This is a genomic window from Arthrobacter sp. E44, from assembly GCF_041877125.1.
In the GTDB taxonomy this organism is placed as follows: Bacteria; Actinomycetota; Actinomycetes; order Actinomycetales; family Micrococcaceae; genus Arthrobacter.
The window spans coordinates 17790-36517 of record NZ_JBHDJA010000002.1; the positions used below are offsets into that span (position 1 = coordinate 17790).

Sequence of the window (18728 nt, forward strand, 5' to 3'; positions counted from 1 at the left end):
GCTCATACTGTGCTCCCCAGAAATTCCAATACGGTCGATTCCACTACTTGAAGCGAGGACAACGACATGGCAGATCCGCTGGGCAACGTTAGCCCCGTGGCAAAAAGCCGCTCTGATGTCCCATTCACAAGACGCCGAGCGTGTCGGAACACTGGCTGCAGATGCATGGGCTTCCACAGCGGCCGGTTCTCAATGTTTTCAACAGTCAATGCGGAGCCAAGTTCGGTGCGGCTAAAGCCGGCAACTTCTTCGTCGACAAGTATTGACGTTAGCCAACAGTTGTCGTCGTCGTCCGTTTCACCGCCGAAGACCGATACCCCAGGGACACCAGCGAACAGCCCCTTGTAGTACTGCCGATGGGCCCGTCGGCTCGAGATCATTTCGTCAAGCCGGAGTAGTTGAGCTCGCCCTAGGGCAGCCAACAAATTACTCAGCCTGTAGTTGTAGCCAATGTCTGCATGCTCGTAATGAACAACGGGCTGTCGGGCCTGGGTGGCCAGGTACCGGACTCGGGAAGCGAGCTGTCCGTCATCAGTCAGCAACATGCCGCCGCCTGAAGTGGTCATGATCTTGTTGCCGTTGAAGGAGAAAACCGCGGCGTCCCCCCAAGCGCCGGCAGGCTTGCCGGCGTGCACGGCGCCAAGCGACTCCGCCGCGTCGGCTATCAGCGGGACTCCGTACTGCAGAGCAATTTCACTGATAGCTGTGTAATCAACGGCTTTTCCCAGAAGGTCCACAGGGACAATCGCTCCGACCCGTTCACCGGCGGCCGTCAATGTCCGCAAGGCGCCTTCCAGTAGGCTCGGGTCCATATTGCCCGACTCCGGGAGGCAATCGATGAAGAACGGCTCTGCCCCTGTATATATGACTGCGTTGGCGGTTGCTGCAAACGTCATGGTGGACGTCAGGACGACATCCCCTGGCCCTACGCCCGAGGCTAGAAGAGCGAGGTGGAGGGCCGCGGTTCCGGAGCTCAGTGCAACGGCGTCATTTCGACCTATACGCTGAGACATTTCCTGCTCAAAGCGATCGACGTCCGGGCCCAGGGGGGCTATCCATCCCGAGTGGAGCGCGTCCAGGATGTATTTTTCCTCGAGCTCGCCCACGTCGGGAGCTGACATATAGATGCGGTCAGTCATTGCTGCTGCCTATTGAAGTAGCAAGGTAAGGCTTCGGTGGGGCTGGGACCCTATTGCAGGATTCTTCCCAACGGTGGTGGTCCAGATCCGCGGGGTCCAACGGTGGAACAGCGGTGTGCGTCACCTTGTCGTGATAGGGGCGCTCGCCGCGTTCCTCCTGGCCGAATAGCTCTTCATGCAGCTTTTCGCCAGGCCGGAGACCTGTGAATACGATGTCGATCGCCCTGCCGGACATGGAAATCATTCGTTTTGCAACATCGAGTATTTTCACGGGCTGCCCCATGTCCAGGATCAGTGCTTCCCCGGGTCGACCGATCGCACCTGCTTGGATCACCAACTGACAGGCTTCTGGGATCGTCATGAAGTATCTCGTGACCTCAGGATCCGTCACCGTTACCGGCCCGCCGGCCTCAATTTGTGCAATAAACGCGGGGAGCATAGAGCCGCGGCTTCCGATCACATTACCAAAACGGACCGACACGTAAGATCGCCCGGTTCCGTCGGCCGCCCAAGCGGTAAGTCTTTCTGCAAGCCGCTTCGAATGCCCCAGGACGCTGGTAGGATTTGCCGCCTTATCCGTCGAGATATTGATAAACGTCTCAACTCCCACCTGCTCGGAAGCCTTCAGGACGTTGAGCGTTCCGAGAACGTTGCTCTTCCAAGCTTCTCGCGGATACTGTTCCAACATTGGCAGGTGCTTAAGTGCTGCGGCGTGGAATACCACTTGGGGCTTCCTGTTGTCGAAGATCGCGCGAATTGCTTCGTTGTCTCGTATGTCCGCCAAGACCACGTCACTGCTGTTCAGCAGTCCATGCCCGGAGAGCATCATCTGAACGCCGTGGAGGCCGGTTTCATCACGATCCAACATGATGAGCTCCCGAGGGGCATACTTTGAGAGTTGGCGGCACAGCTCAGAACCAATGGAACCGCCGGCACCTGTGACGAGGACGCGCCTGCCAGCAACATATTCAGCTATGGATGCGATCTCAGTATCCACTGGCCTTCGCCCAATAATGTCCTCGATCGCCACATCCCTCAGGTCTCCAAGCCGCATGCCCTCCTCTAAGATGTCTGAGAGAAGAGGCATTACCATCAGCCGGATTCCTGCTTTGTCCGCTGCATCCGACGTCTTGCGGATGAAATCTGCGTCCGCCCGTGCCACACATAGGACGACCGCTGTTGCTGCGGTTCTTTTCGCCACTGCTTCTAGCTCTGCCCCCGTCCCCATGACCGCCACATTTGAAAGCCGCCGGTTCCGCTTTCCAGGATCATCGTCGACAAGTCCCACGGGCCTGTACGGAGAAGCCGGATCACCCAGCATTCTCCGTAAAAGATACGCCCCGGTCTGGCCTGCTCCGTATATCAGTACACGTTCCGCTGATTCCAGCGGACGGACTCTACGCTCGGTAAAAAGCCTCCGCAGATACCGGCTCCCGCCCATCAAAACGAACGCAAGGGGTAACGCCACCAGGGCCGTGCTGCGAGGCAAACCGTTAGCACTGAGGAAGAAGAAATTGACTCCAAATAACGCTGAAGCAACGATGACCACCGTGAACAGAAGCGTTTGCGCTTCATCGAATGCCCCGTGCTGATGCCGTCCCCGGTAAAGGGCAAGAGACCAACCTACTGCAGCCTGGAGAGCGACGGCTAGCAAAACCAGGATGCCCACGGAGAACCAATTTACGCGCTCCGCTTCAAAATCGAATCGGAAGAGGACAGCGAATGCAACGGCGAGGATCCAGGCCTCTGCGTCGATCGAGTACTGAACGACCCGATATGCCCACTGGGCAGACCGGTCATCGCCGGCGTGATGTCGCACCTCTGTTGATCCCACTTGACTTGTTCCCCCACAAATTTGACTGCGCGCGGGATGATAGTCACCTCATCCCTTGAGCAGACCCGACATTTGAATACCGACCGGGTCCATCGATCCTTGATATTAAAGCACCTCCGCGTGGTAGTCACTGACAAAAGCACCTAGTCAAACGACTTTGAGCGTTCCGTGACGTGTACTGACAAGATTTGGAAGATAGTGCTATGCCTTGGTGGTCCACTTGCCCGGATAACCGCCGCGGTCGGGTTTCGAGTTGTGGAACCGGGTACGATGAGGGAAATTTTCCCCGCGAACTTCACCCTGGAAGGGGCTCGGTTTTGGAGCTTAAGGATTACTTGCGCATCGTCCGGCGAAGCTGGATTTTAGTCGTTGCGTGCGCGCTCATCGGCATCTTGGGAGCGGGTGTGGTGTCCTTGCTTATGAAGCCGAGCTACAGGTCCGAGACAAAACTCTTCGTTGCGCTACAGAATTCGGGCTCGGTTTCCGAACTTCAGCAGGGCAACGTCTTCAGCCAGGCGAGGGTTCAGTCATATGTAAAGACAGTGACGACCCCGACAGTACTCCAACCAGTGATTGACAGCCTGGACCTGAAGACAACGCCGCAGGCTCTGGCGCAACAAATTGTAGCGACGTCGGATACCAACACTGTTCTCATCAGCATCTCGGTTCAAAACGAATCACCCGTTCAAGCGGCAGCGATAGCCCAATCCGTCAGCCGCAGCTTGATTGCCGCCGTTAACGATTTGGAGAAGCCCTCGAATGGGGGCAATTCACCAGTCAAGCTTTCGATAGTCGCCCCCGCCACGGCTCCGTCCTCGCCCTACTCACCAAACGTTCAAATGAACTTGGTCGTGGGGCTCCTCGCAGGGTTGGCTACCGGCATCGGCCTTGCCGTGCTGCGGGCACTACTTGATACTCGAATCCGTGGCGAGGCGGATCTCCGTCGGGTAACCAGTTCTGCCGTGCTGGGTGGCATCAGCTTCGATATGGACGCCATAAAGAAACCGCTGCTTACACAGGCGGCTCACCAAAGCCCCCGCGCCGAGTCATTCCGTCAACTGAGGACGAACCTCCAGTTCGCCCACGTAAGTCATGAATCAAAAACTCTCCTCGTTACCTCCTCTGTTCCCGGCGAAGGAAAAAGCACTACTGCTACGAACCTCGCAATTGCCATGGCTCAAGCAGGACAATCTGTTGCTTTATTGGATGCAGACCTGCGACGGCCCATGATCGCCGATTACCTCGGGCTGGAGCGCAATGCAGGGCTAACGACAGCGCTCATTGGTAAAGCGGATGTCAACGACCTGCTGCAATCCTGGGGGGATGGCCAACTTTATGTTCTGGCGTCCGGACAGATACCGCCAAACCCCAGCGAATTGCTCGGCTCCGAGAAGATGAGGCAACTTATCATCAGGCTAGAAAGTGCCTTTGACGCTGTGATTATCGATGCACCCCCGCTGCTCCCTGTCACTGACGCCGCGGTTCTGGCACAACAGGTTGGCGGAGTGGTGGTAGTTGTCGGCACTCAAAAGGTTCGAACCAGTGATCTGGAGAAATCCTTGGCAGCGCTTGAGATGGTACAGGCCGACGTCCTAGGTGTTGTGCTGAACCGGTTGCCCATCAAGGGCCCCGATGCCTATGCCTATAACTCCTATAGCTACAGCACCTCGGGCAAGGTCCCGGTAGAGCCGCCGGTGGATCTGCATCACAGGCGTGCGGAGGACTCCCATGACCTCTTCACGGATGAAATTCTCCATGGAAGCCCACGAGAAGAAACTCGCTTCATGGGCGGACGCGGACAGGGACATAGTGCCAGCTGACAGGCGACGAAACCCGCAGGGACAAGTGCGCGAGCTTCCTGTATCAACATCCTCAAGGGCTCGGCGTACTGCGCGGAGCGCCAAGGGAGGTGCGCGTCTTTTTCTGCTTCGGATCACAGCAACATTCGCCGGACTTTTAGTTCTTGCGGCGGCTGTCGGAGGCTGGCTTTTCTATCGCGCTATGGATATACGAGGGGAGCTAGCCTCTGTCAATAATGTTCTCCCTGAATTCGAAAAGAAGCTCCTCGCTCATGATGAGGCGGCAGCTCGCTCGGCATTGACCGACATTCAAGCTCATATCCAGAGAGCTCGTAGTTCTGCGACGGACCCGATATGGAAGGCAGCAGGCGCGGTTCCCGGAATCGGAAAGAACTTTTCTACGGTCTCAGAGCTGGTGCTGTCCGCCGACGACGTCGTCGTCGGCGCCGCCCAACCGCTGCTGTCCGTTTATGGTGCCCTCGATTGGAGAGCCTTGAAACCCGTGCGGGGGAAGTTTGACCTGGAGCCGCTTAGGGCGTCCTCTCCGAGTATCGTTGCGGCGGCTAATACTGTCGATCTGACGTATCAACGTCTGTCCAGTATCGAAAGTGCTGGCCTCTTACCTGAGGTGGCACAGCCCCTCGCTACTGCGAAGAGCTCTTTGAGTAGTGTCAGGCAGTCACTCAACCTTGCTGCGGATGCATCAGCGCTCCTTCCAAAGATGATGGGGACGGATGGCGCGCGACATTATCTGGTGCTGATTCAAAACAATGCGGAAGTCCGGGCGACCGGCGGCCTTCCCGGGGCTCTGGCTGTGCTGCGGATCGAAAACGGAACCATGAGCTTGGATGCGCAGTCGAGTGGGGCGGCCCTTGGAAAATTTTCCCCAGCAGTAGAGGTGGACCCTGCTCAGACCGCAATCTACAGTAAACGCCTGGGCAGCTACATCAGCGACGTCAACTTAACCCCCGACTTTCCGACAGCCGCAAAGGCGGCAAAGGCTATGTGGGAGACCCGGCATGGGACACAGATAGATGGCGTAATTGCACTCGACCCTATAGTGCTGTCACACATACTGAAGGCATCCGGTCCGATTGCAATACCCGATCTCAGTCCGGAATTGGGCAAACGACTCCCCGGCATCTTGACTGAGGGCAACGTTGTGAAGGCTCTTTTGTCGGATATCTACTCCGCCACGCAATCTAACGAGTTGCAAGATGCGTATTTCGCTTCCGTTTCGAAAGAAGTTTTCAGTCTTCTTGGGTCGGGGAAGATCTCACCGGACCAACTACTCGGTGCTCTAACAACAAGTGTTGAGGAACACAGGCTCCTCGTTTGGAGTACCAAGAAAGAAGAACAGGATGTGTTGGAAGGAACCTTAGTGGGAGGAGCCGTTTCCGGTCCCACAGTTGGCGGCGCTTCCTTCGGTGTCTACTTCAACGACGGGACCGGCGCAAAGATGGATTACTACTTGAGGAAAACTGTGCGCCTTGAGTCCGTCTGCACAGGTAGTGACTACGCGGAATACAGGGTCAAAGTCACTATGACGAATACGGCGGGCGAAGACGCAGCAAGCGCACTGCCCGTGGCCGTAACCGGAGACGGCCGCTTCGGGACACCGCGTGGCACTATTCAAACCAACGTCACAGTCTACGGCCCAGCCTTATCGCATTTGGATGCCGCTCTTCAGGACAATACGAAGGTTAGCTTTGGGTCCTATGTCCATTACGATCGTCCAGTTGGGATAGTGGCCACACGCTTGGAACCCGGTCAGACTTCGGAAATCGAGATGACATTCGTGAAAGTGGTCCAGCACGCAGAGCCGGAAGTTGTTGTCACCCCAACGCTCCAAGATGTCAAAGAAGTTCTTCTTCCCACGGTAAGAGCTTCCTGCAGCGATTAGGATCGTCAGTAAGAACTTGACAGATGTTTGCCCCAGGCTTCACTGGGTGGTAGCGTGCTTTTTGGGATATGTCCGTAAGTCTGTAAAGGTCTCTTACAGTGAGGAAGCATCCTCAAAACGGATTACATGAATATAACGTCTCCGGGGGGACTTCGATGAAAAAAACATTTGCAGCACTCGCTCTTGCTGGATCCATTGCACTGATCGGGTCAGCGCCGGCCTTGGCGGCTACCTACCCGCCCCTTCCACCTCAGGCCGCTGTCTCTGACAGCTATGTAGGCCCTGGCGAAACCTTCGTCTTCCGCGGCCAGGGCTTCTTGGCGGGCGAAACGCTCACCATCCGCGTTACGCCGGGACAGGCCCCGGCATCAAACGGTGCCAACATTGCGGGTAGCCGCGCAGTCGCTGCGCGTATCGGAGTCGTCGCGGAAGCTCAGACTCTGACCACGACAGCCGACGCGCAGGGTGCCTTCGCCCTTCCGATCGCAATCAACGAGGCAGGCACTTACACCCTCACGGCAACGGGCAACACCTCAGGCATTACTGTTGGCCCGGTCACCGTCACCGTCGCAGCTTCTCTGGCCGACACTGGAGGTAACACCGCTGGCGCCCCGCTTGCAAACACAGGCAGTGGACTGGCCAACACAGGTGCCGATGCCAGTCTGCTTCTGTGGGGAGCTGCAGGTGTAGGTGCCTTGGGTCTGGGCGCAGCCGGCGTCATTTTGGTACGTCGCAACAAGCCTGAGGCTTCTGCCTAGCAGCAGCCGGTCGAGCAAATGAGAAAGGTGGATCGTTCTCCGCAAGGAGAACGATCCACCTTCTGCTTTGACGCCTAAAGTTTTGGGGTTTCGACCAAACTAACCGGCATCAAACGCTGAATTGGCGGTGGCCATGTGGTATCTATTGCATCTATGGGGAGACATTGGCGTAGGTCACGACGAGAGTATTACTTCTCCATTCCGCTCCCCCGGCCCCAAGTGACGCGCTACGCGCTTCTCTTACTCCTCGCCGCCTCCGCCATCGCTACAGCTGCTATCGCCCTGCTACGGACCTCCTGAGGCTGGCTTGAGGAGACTCGACAACGCCCGGCTGTGGCAGCTGGTTCTCGTGGCCATGGCTGTGCCTCTGGCTTTGATCGCTTTCTGGCCTACGCCAGTGGACCAGCCTATTTCAGGGCAGCTTTCCGCTGTCCTGACTTTTTTGCGCCGCCATGGGTTTCCCGGCTGGTTTAACTACAAATTCGTGGAACGCTCCTCGAACGTTGTCATTTTCGTGCCGCTCGGTTTCGTGGCGGCACTCGCTTTTCCGTCCAAACGCTGGTGGCAAATTGGCGCCTTCGGTTTGCTGGTTTCCGGCTGTATTGAATTGGGCCAACTCCTGTTTCTTCATGGCCGCTTTGCCAGCACGTCAGACATCGTCACCAACACGTTAGGTGCTGTCACCGGTGCTTTGCTGGCTACCTGGGCCACGAAAAAAGGGAGGCCCGCCGCTTTTGGGCAAGCCTCCCACGAGCGCTAAAAGCTGATTAGCCCACGAAGCTCTTCATCCAGGTCTTCAGATCCTCACCAAACTCCACTCGCTCGGACGCGAGGGTGATGACTGCCTTGAGGTAGCTCAGTTTATCGCCGGTGTCATAGCGGCGGCCCTTGAAGACCACGCCGTATACGCCGGAGCCTTCGCCCTCCCCGGCGGCAAGGGTCTGCAGGGCGTCTGTCAGCTGGATCTCGTTGCCGCGGCCCGGCTCCGTGTTTTCCAAGACGCTGAACACGTTGTGGTGCAGCACGTAGCGGCCAATGATCGCCAGGTTGGAGGGTGCGTCCGCAGCAGAGGGCTTCTCAACCAAGCTGTTGACGCGGACGTAATCCTCGCCATCCACGGCAGTAACGTCGGCGCAGCCGTAGGCGCTGATCTGCGCCGGATCGACCTCGATCAGTGCAACCACGGAACCACCGGTCTTCTGCTGCACTTCCATCATCGTACTCAGCAGATTCTCAGCCTCGTCGATGAGGTCGTCACCCAAAAGCACGGCAAAGGGCTCATCGCCCACATGCTGCTGGGCGCAGAGCACTGCGTGCCCCAGGCCCTTGGCCTCGCCCTGGCGCACGTAGTGGATGGGGCCCAGGTTGGAGGCGTACTCCACCATCCCCAGTTTAGTCTTGTCCCCCTTGGCCTCAAGCGCAGCCTCGAGGCCCGGCTCGCGGTCGAAGTGATCCTCCAGCGCGCGCTTGTTGCGGCCAGTGATCATCAGCAGGTCCGAGAGGCCGGCATCGACTGCTTCCTCCACCACGTATTGGATGGCCGGGCGGTCAACCACTGGCAACATTTCCTTCGGCATTGCCTTGGTGGCGGGCAGGAAGCGAGTTCCCAGCCCGGCAGCAGGAATGACGGCTTTGGTGATAGCTTTCCCGGTATTCATAGCTGAACCTTAACAAACTTGGGCGACCAAGCAGCAATTGAACGCATACCATAAGCCTGCGTGGCCCACCCCTGGGTTGAAGATCGGGGAATGTAGGTCTCGAAAGTGCTAATCTCCCCGATAGGCTCGGAGCCAGGCGATGTCCCTTAAGACACGCGGGAGCGCACATAGAAATCGGCGCCATCTGACCCAGTGCTGTTGCACGCTTCGGAAGCAGCTCATGTCAGTTTGGATGTCTCCACTGAGGAAGACCTCCTCAGGTGGGAAGACAGCCGTCCACAGCAACTGCAGCTTTTCGTGCGGTGCAGCCTGAAAAATAGCTATAAGACGACCGCTTCCCGGTGCCTTGGCGATCATACGGTTTTGCCACTCTCGGGAGGGACTTGGCCAGCTCACTATCGTCTCCTGTGGAAGAAGGTCCTCCAAAAACGGGCGGATGGCTGCGAGACTTCCGGTGGCCTCAGCAGCTTCCCTGATGTTAAGGGCGTACGACCCGCGGTGCGCGAGATCGCTGAGGAACTCCAGCTCCTGCCGACAGCTAGGCAACTGAGGTGATCGCAGAGCGTGCAGTGCAAGAATCAGGATTCCCAACCCCATCGACGGGACCCGCAGCTCCTGTCCGGCCATAGACAGAGAGTCTGTATTTGACCACATGGCCTCAAAGCAGTCTTCAGCTGGGCCTTCCATCCCGGGATAGCGGAAGTGAACGTCAATGCAACAAGGCCATTCAGTGTGGTGAACAGTTACGGAGTGCCTGGGGTGTCAGCGCTGGACGAAAAGTGAGCCATTTTGCGGGCTGAAAAGTGAGCCACTTTGACGCTGGTTATTCTGCCGTATTTTCCGGTCTTGTCGAGGGCAGCGAGTCGACCTGGGTGTGTTTGAGCCGGTAGCTGGAGCCCTTGAGGGTGATGACTTCGGCGTGGTGGACGATGCGGTCGATCATGGCCGACGCGACGACCTGATCGCCGAAGACGTCGCCCCAGCGGGCGAAGGGCAGGTTTGAGGTCAGGATCAGCGATGCGTGTTCGTAGCGCGATGAGACCAGTTGGAAGAACAGGTTCGCAGCATCCTGCTCGAACGGGATGTAGCCGACTTCGTCGACGATGATCAGTCCATAGCGGCGTAGCCTGACCAGTTCTTGGGGCAGGCGGCCGTTCTGGTGGGCTGCCTGGAGCCGGGCGACCCAGTCGATGGCGGTGGCGAACAGGACGCGGTGTCCGAGCTGGGTGGCCCGCAGGCCCAGTCCGGTGGCGAGGTGTGTTTTGCCGGTGCCGGGTGGTCCGAGCAGGACGATGTTGGACGCTTCGGTGAGGAACGCGCCGGTGGCCAGGTGCGCGATGGTGTCGCGTTTGAGGCCGGGTTGGTGATCGAAGTTGAAGTCCTCGAGTGATTTCCGGGCCGGGAAACCAGCTGCCCGGGCCCTTAGTTCGGCGCCGGAGGCTTCTCTGGCTGCGACTTCGCGGGACAGGACAGCGGCGAGGTATTCCTCGTGGGTCCAGCCTCCTTCACGGGCCTGGTCCGCGAGCCGGGTTGCTGCTTCACGGATCCGGGGTGCTTTCATCGCTCGGGAGTAGTACTCGATCTGGCCAGTGGTTTCTTTGGCTTCGGGCATCAGGCGACCTGCCCGTCATCCAGGACGACCCCGAACGCCTTGTCGTAGTCGGCCAAGTCCCGCAGCCCGGTTGTTTCGCCCACGGGCGGTGGGGTTTGGAAGGCCTTCCGCAGTGCCCTTGCCGCCTCGACGTGGGCGGGGTCGGTGATGGTCAAGCCGGAGCCCCAGGACCGAGGGTGGGTGCCGACGGTTCTGCCGTCCAGGCTGATCTTGACGGTCGTCAGGTCGGCGGTGATGTCGACGAAGCGGCCGATGGCCTGCGGGTGGACGGAGTAGTCGTTGGATCCCATCCTGACGTAGTAGTCCCTCGGCAGCCGAACCCTTGCGGTGAAGCCGGTGACCGGTGGGACCGGTGGCAGCGCCAGCATGGCCGCTTTGTCCGCTGCGAGAAGCTCCGTGGGCCGGGCGCCGGTCCGCCGGACGAGCCGGGTGTTGGCCTTCGGCAGCCACTGGTCGAGCTGGGTGTTGAAGTCTTCCGGCGAGGTGAAGATCCGGCCCGGCAGGAAGGACGTCTCGAGGAACTGGTTGGCCCGTTCGACCACGCCCTTGGTTTCCGGGTCGTAGGGTTTGACCTGCACGATCCTGGTGGCCAGGACACCGGCGAATGCCGCGACTCCGGCGGCGTAGCTGTTCCGCCGGCCGATGCCGGTTTCGTTGTCCCAGATCAGCCGCCGTGGAACAGCCCCCAAACCACCGAGCAGTTCCCACATTCCGGCCAGCAGGTCCCCGGTCATCCGGGACGGGATCATCCGGGCCATGATGAACCGAGAATGCGAGGAGACCATCACCAGCACCGGCAACACCCTGGCTTTGCCAGCGCCGACGGGTATCCGCACCTCCGGGAACCACAGATCGCACTGCGCCTGATCCCCGGGATCGTAAGAGATCCGGTCCGCAGGATCAGCCGGGGCATACTCTGGCCGGATCCTGGCCACGTTCTCGCGGAACCAGGCCGGAGACCCAGACCAGCCCACCCGCTCAGCCAACACTGTCGCCGGCATCCGGGGGTTCTCAGCCAGCAGTGCACGAATTGCCGGTTCCACAGCTTTGATCCCGGAGTCCTGCGGTGCCCGAACGTATGTAGGTGGACCCTCAGCGCTGACGGCCTTCGCCACCGTGTTCCTGGAGATCCCCAACCGCGCCGCTATCGACCTCATCGATTCACCCTCGGCAAGATGCAACCGCCGAATAAGCGCCCAATCCTCCACTGTGATCACCCACCCAATCGTTTGGAACGGGTGGCTCAGTTTTCAACCGTCACAATGGCTCACTTTTCGACCGTCACCGACATGGGGAACGCCCTGTTGTCCGAAGCCACCAGACGCTCCCGCCAGCCACGGTCACGCAGGCTCTGCAGCATGAGTTCTAGGCCTAAGGGTGCCACGAGAACGTCCACATCGGTTGACGTCTTCGACTCACGGAGCCCCTGCAGTACGCTCGCTGGTCCCTTGATGAAGAGAACCCGGATCCCTAGCTTGTCCGCGATCCTCTGCACCATGGCATGGCCAAGGCAAACAGCCTCGGAAATGCCGAGTACCGTCTCGTTGGAGCTCTTCGACATAGCCGCACCTAAACCTTGGCCCGGCGCCGACCCGGGGATGCCTCCAGGAGATTTCCAGCGGTCTCTGGAGCGTCTAGCGGTTCGGTTTCTGCCGTAGTGGCCGCTCCAGACGCAGACGTGTACGTGCCGTAATAGGAGTATGCATCTGTGCCACGTGCGGGTACGTAGTTGAGGACCGCGCCCAAAACACGTCCTCGGACTTTTTCAAGGTTGCCCAGTGACTGTGACAACTGATCCTGCGTCGTCTTGCCAGTGCGCACGACCACAATGGCCCCATCGGCCGCCCGAGACAACACCGCGGCGTCAGTGACCGGCAGCAGCGGGGGTGCATCGATCAGGACGATGGCATCTTTAGCCAAAGCATGCAGCATATTGGTCATGGCTCGGGAGCCCAACAATTCGCTTGGGTTTGGCGGTATTCGCCCCGACCCCAAGACTGAGAGATTGGGCAAGGCACCCCAGGGCTGAAGGACATCAGCCAGATCCGCCACGCCGGTGAGCACATCCGTCACGCCCGCCCCCGGAACAAGGTTGAAGACATCCACCAGCGTGGGACGGCGGAGGTCGCCGTCGACCACTACGACGGGTTCACCAGCGGCCGCCATCGTGACTGCCAGGTTGGCAGTGACCGTGGATTTTCCTTCTGCCTGTACCGAACTGGTCACCACCATAATTCGCGGCGGCTGATCCACATCTAGGAAACTCAGGTTGGTGCGCAGCTCACGCAGGGCCTCAGCCATCGCCCCACCTGCGTTATGGACTTCGGCTGCCGTGCCTGCATCCAGAACTGTGCTTCTCCCATCCAGACGGTGATCCACTGGAAGCGTGCCAATCGCCGGTATTCCAAAAATCCGCTCCATTTCGCCGGCCTTGCGGATGCGTCGGTCGAGGTACCGGCGTACCACGGCGAAGGCGACACCGAGGGCCAGTCCTACAAGTACGCCCAAACCCAAGTTGAGCTTCAGATTGGGTGACGTGGGGCTGGTGGGAAGGACCGCCTTGCCTAACGGGAGTACGCGAACGGCTGTGGGGGTGGTGTTTGCTGGTTGTGCATCACGAGATCCTGCAGCCGTTGCTGACGCGGCAGCCGTTTCAGCCGGAGGTACAGTCTCAATTGCCTCCACCTGTGCTGCGAGGCCGTTGACCCAAGCGTCAGCCACACGTTGGGCTGTGGCCGGATCCGTCGACTGGGCCGTCACTCGTATCTCCGCGGTGTTCAGAGGAACCTTAACGCTGATGCTGCCAAGCAGGGCGTCGCTACTCGTGTTCAGCCCGAGGGAGTCAATGACGCGGTCTGCCACCAGTCTGGACTTTGCCACCGACTCGTAGTTCTTGACCTTGGCCTTAGCCAGGCTGTCCCCGGCGAGGGCCAAGCTCACGTTGTCCGAACCCGGCGTGACCACAATGCCGCTGGAATCGGAGGAGTAGATCTTTGGCTGGAGAACGGTCCAGCCGGCGGCGGCCATTGTGGCCAGCAGAGTGAAGGCGACGATTGCCTTCCAGTATGTCCGGAGGACGTTCAGGTAGTCTGCCAGGTCCAAGCCGGGGGGTGTCTCCGCCGGGGCTGCTGTTGTGCTCACGATGGTTCCTTAACTCAAGTTCTTGGTGCCCGCATGCGGGTAAATTCAGTTGCTGGCGCGTTCCAGAATCGACTTGGCGACGAGCTGGTCTACGGCCGCGGCGACGGCCTCCCGATAACCTTCGGGTTTGCCATGCACGCTGCCGACGTAATTTGTTATCCCGTCCAGGCTGACGGGCTTGGCGCAGGCTCCCCAGACGGCGGGGCCGATGCCGCTAAGGCGCACTATCTGGTTGTCCAACATGATCAGAAGGTCCCCGGCGATGGTGACCGCATCGCGTGGAGCCCGCCTCTGAATGTGGCCGGCCGGGATCTGCGGCTGTCGGACAGTTTTTGCGGCTGCGGGCGCCCATCCTGTCTGTGTGGTCTGCTGCAGACGAAACAGGGGTTCCAGCGCGGCTGGGAGGTCGGCTGACTCGGAATAGGTCACCTGCCACACTCCCCCGACGCTCTCGATGAGGCGGCAGAGTGACTGCAGCGGATCCACAACTTCTGCCAGAGAGGAAGACTCGGGGACCAGCGCCAACACGGCATCTGCCAGGGGTACCCTCTCCAGCACCGGAGCCGTGTGCCGAACCCCCTCGATCCGGTTCAGGAGCACGATCGACTGGATGTGGGGCAACGCCGGTGCCGGCTGCAACCCGAACTCGTCCGGGGACGCTTGGCGCTTCGGGGTGCCGGACTCCTGCTTGATAGAGAGCGGCTTGGGATACGGAACCACCGACCCGTCCCACGCAACGGCTACCGTCTCGTCCGTGACGTAGCCATAAGTCCTGGCCAGCACGGAGGCTGCAGTGGTCTTTCCGGTTCCGGATTTAGCCACGAGTGCTACGACTGCCCCGGTAGCCGGGTGGGCCACGCCGCAGGCATGAAGCATGGTCAGCTCACCGGCGTTGGCCAGGATGGCGGCAACCGTGAGCCGGGACGTGAGGTTCTCAGCCAGTTCCTCGAAGGAGGCTGCGGCGAACTGGAACGTGCCGTCGCCGTTTCTTGTGGACGTGCAGGTGACCGAGGCCGTATACGGCTGGTCGGGCAGCGGTTCCACCGGAACGGGCGGCAGCAGAGGCTCTTGGCTGCTGGCGCACCGAGCCCAGGCCGAGCTCATGCTGACCCTCTGCTGTCGCGTGACCGCACTACCCCAACGGACCACAAACTGCTGCCCTAAGATATCCAAGCACAGCAGATCGCTGCCCCTTGCCAGCTCCTCGAGGAGGCGCTGCTTCCAGGCCAGCCCTGCGCTTTCCGTGGTTTCCGCTGCCGTCATGCCGTTAGTGGGAGACGCCGCGGGCAGACTCGATCAGGCGCTGCGCTTCGAGGCTTGCCAGGAAGCCTTCCACCTGGGCCTGCATCTGTCCTGACTGATCCTCGAAGGTGGCCCTCAGCTCGGCGAAGATATCCTGCTCGCTCCGCTGGCCATCGATCAGGTCCCAGATCACGGCAGCAGTTCCCTCAAGAACCACAGGCTGGGTTGCATCGAGGTGCAGAAGTGCGACGCGAGCCCGGGGTTTGGTGCAGACTTCGGCGACCAGGCCGCCACGTTTCCAGACCATCAGAAGGTGATCGACAGTGTAGACGTCTGCGGTTGCGCTACTCCGTTGAGCGTTACGGAGGCGGTATACGAAAAAGCCCCAGTTTTGTTAGGGCTCGTATACGTGAAGCCGGTCAGCTCAACGGTCAGCGTATTGTTCCCCGGGATTGCATTCAGTTGCCCCGAGAACGTTGTAGCCTTGTCGCTCGGCTGAACGGGCGTGGCACTTCCTTGAGGCACAGAGGTAGATATCCCAAGTTTGGCGTTCTGATTTGTCTGGTTGCCTTGAATCGTAATGATGTACGAAACCTGCGTACCGGTGAACGCGGATCCGGTTTGAATTGTGAACTTCATAGGGCCTTGCACCGTACGCGTGCCAAGCGTTCCTGTCGCGGAGGCCTGGGAGGATGGAGCCCACGAAAAAGATGCAGGTACCGTCTGCCCCGGCGATGCCGCTGCCGCCGGAGCGGCGATGGCCGTGGCAATAACCGGCACGGACCAAGCGACGCCTGCGACTACACGCCGGCGGCTGAAGCCGTTCTCTTCTTTACCGTCGACTTCATCGTTAAAAACCTCAGACAATTGTGCCCCCAGAGTAGGTTTCCGGATGCGGCGGCTGCCAACTTGAGACCGGCAGGGCGCATCGGCCGGTTTGCCCGGCTTCGCCTACTCTTATGAACACAAATAAAGATTCTTGAAAAGGGCTTGCAAGGTTAACTCAAGAATTCTGCAAGGCTTGCCAAAGGGTAATTACACGAGCGGAATCCCCGTGAATTTTGGCTCGCGCTTCTCCTGGAATGCCCGGAACCCTTCCGCGTAGTCCTCGGTTTTACAGAGCCGTGCCTGCTCCTCGTTTTCCTCCTGCATGGCCTGCCACAGGCCCAGGCGCTGGTCACGGATGTGCGCCACCAGCTCCTTCGAGGCAACAAACGCACCGGTGGCGCCGGCAGCAACTCGCCCAACAATCGCGAGTGTGGAGTCCAGCAGATCAGAGGCCGGCATGGCGCGGCTGAACATCCCCTGCGCCACCGCCTCGGCGCCCGAGATCAGGTCCGCCGTGTAGATCAGGTCCAGCGTCCGGTGCATTCCCAGCCGCTCGGTGAAGTACCAGTGCCCGCCCGAATCCAGCGTGGCCCCCAGCTTGGCGAACGGCGAGCCGAACTTCGCGTTCTCCGCCACGTACACCACGTCCGTGGCCAGCAGCAGCCCCAGCCCCACGCCCAGGCAGGCGCCCTGCGCCGCCGCGAACGTCGGCGCGGGGAAAGCCGCCATCTTCTTCAGCAAAGGCTCCACCAGCCCGCCCAGGTACGCCGCGGCGTCGTCGTTCTCCGGCGTGACCCCCGCGATGTCCCGGCCCGCGCAGAAGGCCCGGCCCTCTCCCCTCAGCAGCAGCGCCCGCACCTCACCGCGTGAGGCGGCGGCAGCAGCGTCGTCGTACGCCTGCGCTAAATCCCGCAGCGCCTGCTCATCCAGCGAGTTCAGCTTCTGCGGCGCGTCCAGCACTACCTCGGCGATGCCATTGCTGATGGAAAGGGAAATCATGGAACTCCTCTGTTCAAAACGAAAAAGACTTAGACGTCGAAGTCGACCGTGACTTCCTTGCTGGTCGGGTGGCTCTGGCAGGTCAGGACGTAGCCCTTGTCCAGCTCATCCTGCTCCAGCGCGTAGTTCTCGTCCATGGTCACGCTGCCGGTGACCACCTTGGCCCGGCACGTACCGCACACTCCCCCGGCGCACGCAAACGGCACGTCCGGGCGCACCCGCAGGGCCGCGTTGAGGATCGACTCGCGGGCGTGCGTGGGGCTGGCCACCTCGCCCTGCAGGCCGTCCAGCTTGAACGTGATCTTGTACGTTTCCTGGCTCTCGTCCACGATCACGGGACGGCCGGCCTGCCCCTCCGGACGGTCCGGCTTGCCGCTCGTGAACAGCTCGAACCGGACGTTCTCCGGCTTCACCCCGCGCTCGGCCAGGGTGTCCCGGCACAGCTGCACCAGCTCGAACGGCCCGCACAGGAACCACTCGTCCACATCGTCCGCGTGCAGGGCGGTGCCCAGCAGCTGCTGCAGCTTCTCGGCATCGATTCGGCCGGACAGCAGCGGCGCAATCCGCTGCTCACGGCTCAGCACGTGGTGGATGGCCAGCCGCTGGGGGTACTTGTCCTTCAGGTCCGCCAGCTCCTCCAGGAACATCACGTCCATGGCGGCCTTGTTGGCGTAGATCAGGTCGAACCGGGTGTCCGGGTTGGCGGCCAGCAGCGTCCGGGCGATGGCAATCACCGGCGTGATGCCGGAGCCCGCCGCGATGGCCACGAAGTTCCCCGGCTCCCCCGCCAGTTCTTCGGGGTGGTTCATGGAGTTCATGACGTTCTGCTCCACGGCCTGGCCGTCCCGGCCGTGCTTGGACACGAACGCGCCCATGGGGCTCATCACGTCCAGGGTGTCCCCCGCCTTCAGCTCCGCGTTGGCCCACGTGGAGAACAGTCCGCCCAGGTCCTTCTTGATGGCCACGCGGATCTCGCTGGTGCCGTCCGCGAAGCTGCGCGGCTCGGCGCAGATGGAGTAGCTGCGACGGATTTCCTTCGGCTCGCCGGACTCATCCGGCAGCGTGGTGCGCAGGGCCACGTACTGGCCGGGCAGGTAGTCGAACTTGCCGGCGAGCTCGGCCGGCACATGGAAGCTGACCTCGATGGCATCTTCGGTGAGCCGGCGCACCTCCTTCACCTCGAGGGTGTGGAAGGACGGACGACGGCGGCCGGTCGCCTCAGCCTCTTCGGCGGCGGTCTGGCGGACAACAGTCATGGTGGTTCCTTACAGGACTTTGAAGTAGTCGAACGGTTCCTTGCAGTCCTGGCAGACGTACAGCGCCTTGCAGGACGTGGAACCAAAGCGGGTGAGTTCCCTGGTGTTGAGGCTGCTGCACTGCGGGCACTTCACGGCCAGGCTCAGCCGGATGGGGCCGGAGTGGCCGCCGGCCCGGGAGTTGCCGCTGGGCGGGGCGATGCCGTACTCCTGCAGTTTGGCCTTGCCGGCCTCGGTCATCCAGTCCGTGGTCCACGCCGGGGCCAGGACCAGGTCCACCTGGACGTCCTCGAAGCCTTCCTTTTCGAAGGCCTTGTAGAGGTCGTCGCGGATAGCGTCCATGGCCGGGCAGCCCGAGTAGGTGGGGGTGATGGTGACCTTTACTTGTCCGGTCTCCGTCACCTGCACGTCCCGCAGGATCCCCAGGTCCGCGATGGTGAGGACAGGGATCTCGGGGTCCACGACGGTGGCCGCGATGTCCCAGGCGCGCTTCTCCCCCGACTGGTGTGCCGGCGTCGTACGCTTCGCCTCAAAGTCGCTGACGTAGATGTCCACCACC

General features: G+C 60.5%; 17 protein-coding genes. 4 read left to right on the forward strand and 13 right to left on the reverse strand.

The genetic code is table 11. The features are described from left to right. Positions 1–2 precede the first annotated feature (2 nt). Both ACETK3_RS02160 and ACETK3_RS02165 read right to left on the reverse strand, forming a co-directional pair. Positions 3–1139, reverse strand: coding sequence for a DegT/DnrJ/EryC1/StrS family aminotransferase (locus tag ACETK3_RS02160; protein ID WP_373992435.1), 1137 nt, complete (start codon positions 1137–1139; stop codon positions 3–5). Continuing rightward, complete coding sequence (locus tag ACETK3_RS02165) at positions 1132–2973, reverse strand: polysaccharide biosynthesis protein (RefSeq protein WP_373992436.1); 1842 nt, start codon at positions 2971–2973, stop codon at positions 1132–1134. The genes ACETK3_RS02160 and ACETK3_RS02165 overlap by 8 nt, the downstream gene beginning before the upstream one ends. A 317-nt stretch (positions 2974–3290) precedes the next feature. Between ACETK3_RS02165 and ACETK3_RS02170 the strand changes: the two genes are divergently transcribed. The 4 genes from ACETK3_RS02170 (at position 3291) to ACETK3_RS02185 (ending at position 8193) form a co-directional block, all read left to right on the forward strand. Beyond that, entirely contained in the window at positions 3291–4793 is a 1503-nt protein-coding gene (locus ACETK3_RS02170; protein ID WP_373992437.1) for a polysaccharide biosynthesis tyrosine autokinase, read from the forward strand. Further along, positions 4702–6675, forward strand: a complete 1974-nt coding sequence (locus tag ACETK3_RS02175; RefSeq protein ID WP_373992438.1) for a DUF4012 domain-containing protein — start codon at positions 4702–4704, stop codon at positions 6673–6675. The genes ACETK3_RS02170 and ACETK3_RS02175 overlap by 92 nt, the downstream gene beginning before the upstream one ends. 155 nt (positions 6676–6830) lie before the next feature. After that, positions 6831–7433, forward strand: a complete 603-nt coding sequence (locus tag ACETK3_RS02180; protein ID WP_373992439.1) for an LPXTG cell wall anchor domain-containing protein — start codon at positions 6831–6833, stop codon at positions 7431–7433. Positions 7434–7788: 355 nt separating this feature from the next. Continuing rightward, positions 7789–8193: a VanZ family protein gene (locus ACETK3_RS02185; protein WP_373992539.1), complete on the forward strand. Its 405-nt coding sequence runs from the start codon at positions 7789–7791 to the stop codon at positions 8191–8193. Positions 8194–8200: 7 nt separating this feature from the next. Here ACETK3_RS02185 and galU read toward each other — a convergent pair whose 3' ends face one another. The 11 genes from galU to paaD form a co-directional block, all read right to left on the reverse strand. After that, entirely contained in the window at positions 8201–9091 is an 891-nt protein-coding gene (gene galU, locus ACETK3_RS02190) for a UTP--glucose-1-phosphate uridylyltransferase GalU (protein ID WP_373992440.1), read from the reverse strand. 823 nt (positions 9092–9914) lie between these two features. After that, on the reverse strand, positions 9915–10703 hold the full coding sequence (gene istB / locus ACETK3_RS02195; RefSeq protein WP_373992441.1) for an IS21-like element helper ATPase IstB: 789 nt from the start codon (positions 10701–10703) through the stop codon (positions 9915–9917). Next, on the reverse strand, positions 10703–11920 hold the full coding sequence (istA, locus tag ACETK3_RS02200) for an IS21 family transposase (protein WP_373992442.1): 1218 nt from the start codon (positions 11918–11920) through the stop codon (positions 10703–10705). Before istA ends, istB begins: the two co-directional genes overlap by 1 nt. Before the next feature lie 50 nt (positions 11921–11970). Further along, the gene (locus tag ACETK3_RS02205) at positions 11971–12264 is read right to left on the reverse strand and encodes a hypothetical protein (protein ID WP_373992443.1); all 294 of its coding nucleotides are present in this window, start codon (positions 12262–12264) and stop codon (positions 11971–11973) included. 8 nt (positions 12265–12272) lie between these two features. Then, a complete protein-coding gene (locus ACETK3_RS02210) occupies positions 12273–13844 on the reverse strand; it encodes a polysaccharide biosynthesis tyrosine autokinase (protein ID WP_373992444.1) in 1572 nt (523 codons plus the stop codon). Positions 13845–13889: 45 nt separating this feature from the next. Then, entirely contained in the window at positions 13890–15107 is a 1218-nt protein-coding gene (locus ACETK3_RS02215) for a hypothetical protein (protein WP_373992445.1), read from the reverse strand. Positions 15108–15111: 4 nt separating this feature from the next. After that, on the reverse strand, positions 15112–15393 hold the full coding sequence (locus ACETK3_RS02220) for a PqqD family protein (RefSeq protein WP_373992446.1): 282 nt from the start codon (positions 15391–15393) through the stop codon (positions 15112–15114). Continuing rightward, on the reverse strand, positions 15393–15953 hold the full coding sequence (locus ACETK3_RS02225; RefSeq protein WP_373992447.1) for a hypothetical protein: 561 nt from the start codon (positions 15951–15953) through the stop codon (positions 15393–15395). Before ACETK3_RS02225 ends, ACETK3_RS02220 begins: the two co-directional genes overlap by 1 nt. A 168-nt stretch (positions 15954–16121) precedes the next feature. Further along, complete coding sequence (locus ACETK3_RS02230) at positions 16122–16913, reverse strand: enoyl-CoA hydratase/isomerase family protein (protein ID WP_373992448.1); 792 nt, start codon at positions 16911–16913, stop codon at positions 16122–16124. A gap of 29 nt (positions 16914–16942) precedes the next feature. After that, positions 16943–18169 carry a 1,2-phenylacetyl-CoA epoxidase subunit PaaE gene (gene paaE / locus ACETK3_RS02235; protein WP_373992449.1) on the reverse strand — a complete coding sequence of 409 codons (1227 nt, stop codon included), beginning with the start codon at positions 18167–18169 and terminating at the stop codon, positions 16943–16945. A 9-nt stretch (positions 18170–18178) separates the two neighbouring features. Beyond that, entirely contained in the window at positions 18179–18727 is a 549-nt protein-coding gene (gene paaD, locus ACETK3_RS02240) for a 1,2-phenylacetyl-CoA epoxidase subunit PaaD (RefSeq protein WP_373992540.1), read from the reverse strand. Position 18728: the final 1 nt, after the last annotated feature.

Bases quoted from the DNA above. Each gene is read 5' to 3' on its own strand.
- ACETK3_RS02205 (WP_373992443.1), bottom strand. From the start codon at position 12,264: ATGTCGAAGAGCTCCAACGAGACGGTACTCGGCATTTCCGAGGCTGTT.
- ACETK3_RS02230 (WP_373992448.1), bottom strand. From the start codon at position 16,913: ATGATTTCCCTTTCCATCAGCAATGGCATCGCCGAGGTAGTGCTGGAC.
- galU (WP_373992440.1), bottom strand. From the start codon at position 9,091: ATGAATACCGGGAAAGCTATCACCAAAGCCGTCATTCCTGCTGCCGGG.
- ACETK3_RS02185 (WP_373992539.1), top strand. From the start codon at position 7,789: ATGGCTGTGCCTCTGGCTTTGATCGCTTTCTGGCCTACGCCAGTGGAC.
- paaE (WP_373992449.1), bottom strand. From the start codon at position 18,169: ATGACTGTTGTCCGCCAGACCGCCGCCGAAGAGGCTGAGGCGACCGGC.
- ACETK3_RS02160 (WP_373992435.1), bottom strand. From the start codon at position 1,139: ATGACTGACCGCATCTATATGTCAGCTCCCGACGTGGGCGAGCTCGAG.
- ACETK3_RS02180 (WP_373992439.1), top strand. From the start codon at position 6,831: ATGAAAAAAACATTTGCAGCACTCGCTCTTGCTGGATCCATTGCACTG.
- ACETK3_RS02175 (WP_373992438.1), top strand. From the start codon at position 4,702: ATGACCTCTTCACGGATGAAATTCTCCATGGAAGCCCACGAGAAGAAA.
- istB (WP_373992441.1), bottom strand. From the start codon at position 10,703: ATGCCCGAAGCCAAAGAAACCACTGGCCAGATCGAGTACTACTCCCGA.
- ACETK3_RS02220 (WP_373992446.1), bottom strand. From the start codon at position 15,393: ATGGTCTGGAAACGTGGCGGCCTGGTCGCCGAAGTCTGCACCAAACCC.
- ACETK3_RS02215 (WP_373992445.1), bottom strand. From the start codon at position 15,107: ATGACGGCAGCGGAAACCACGGAAAGCGCAGGGCTGGCCTGGAAGCAG.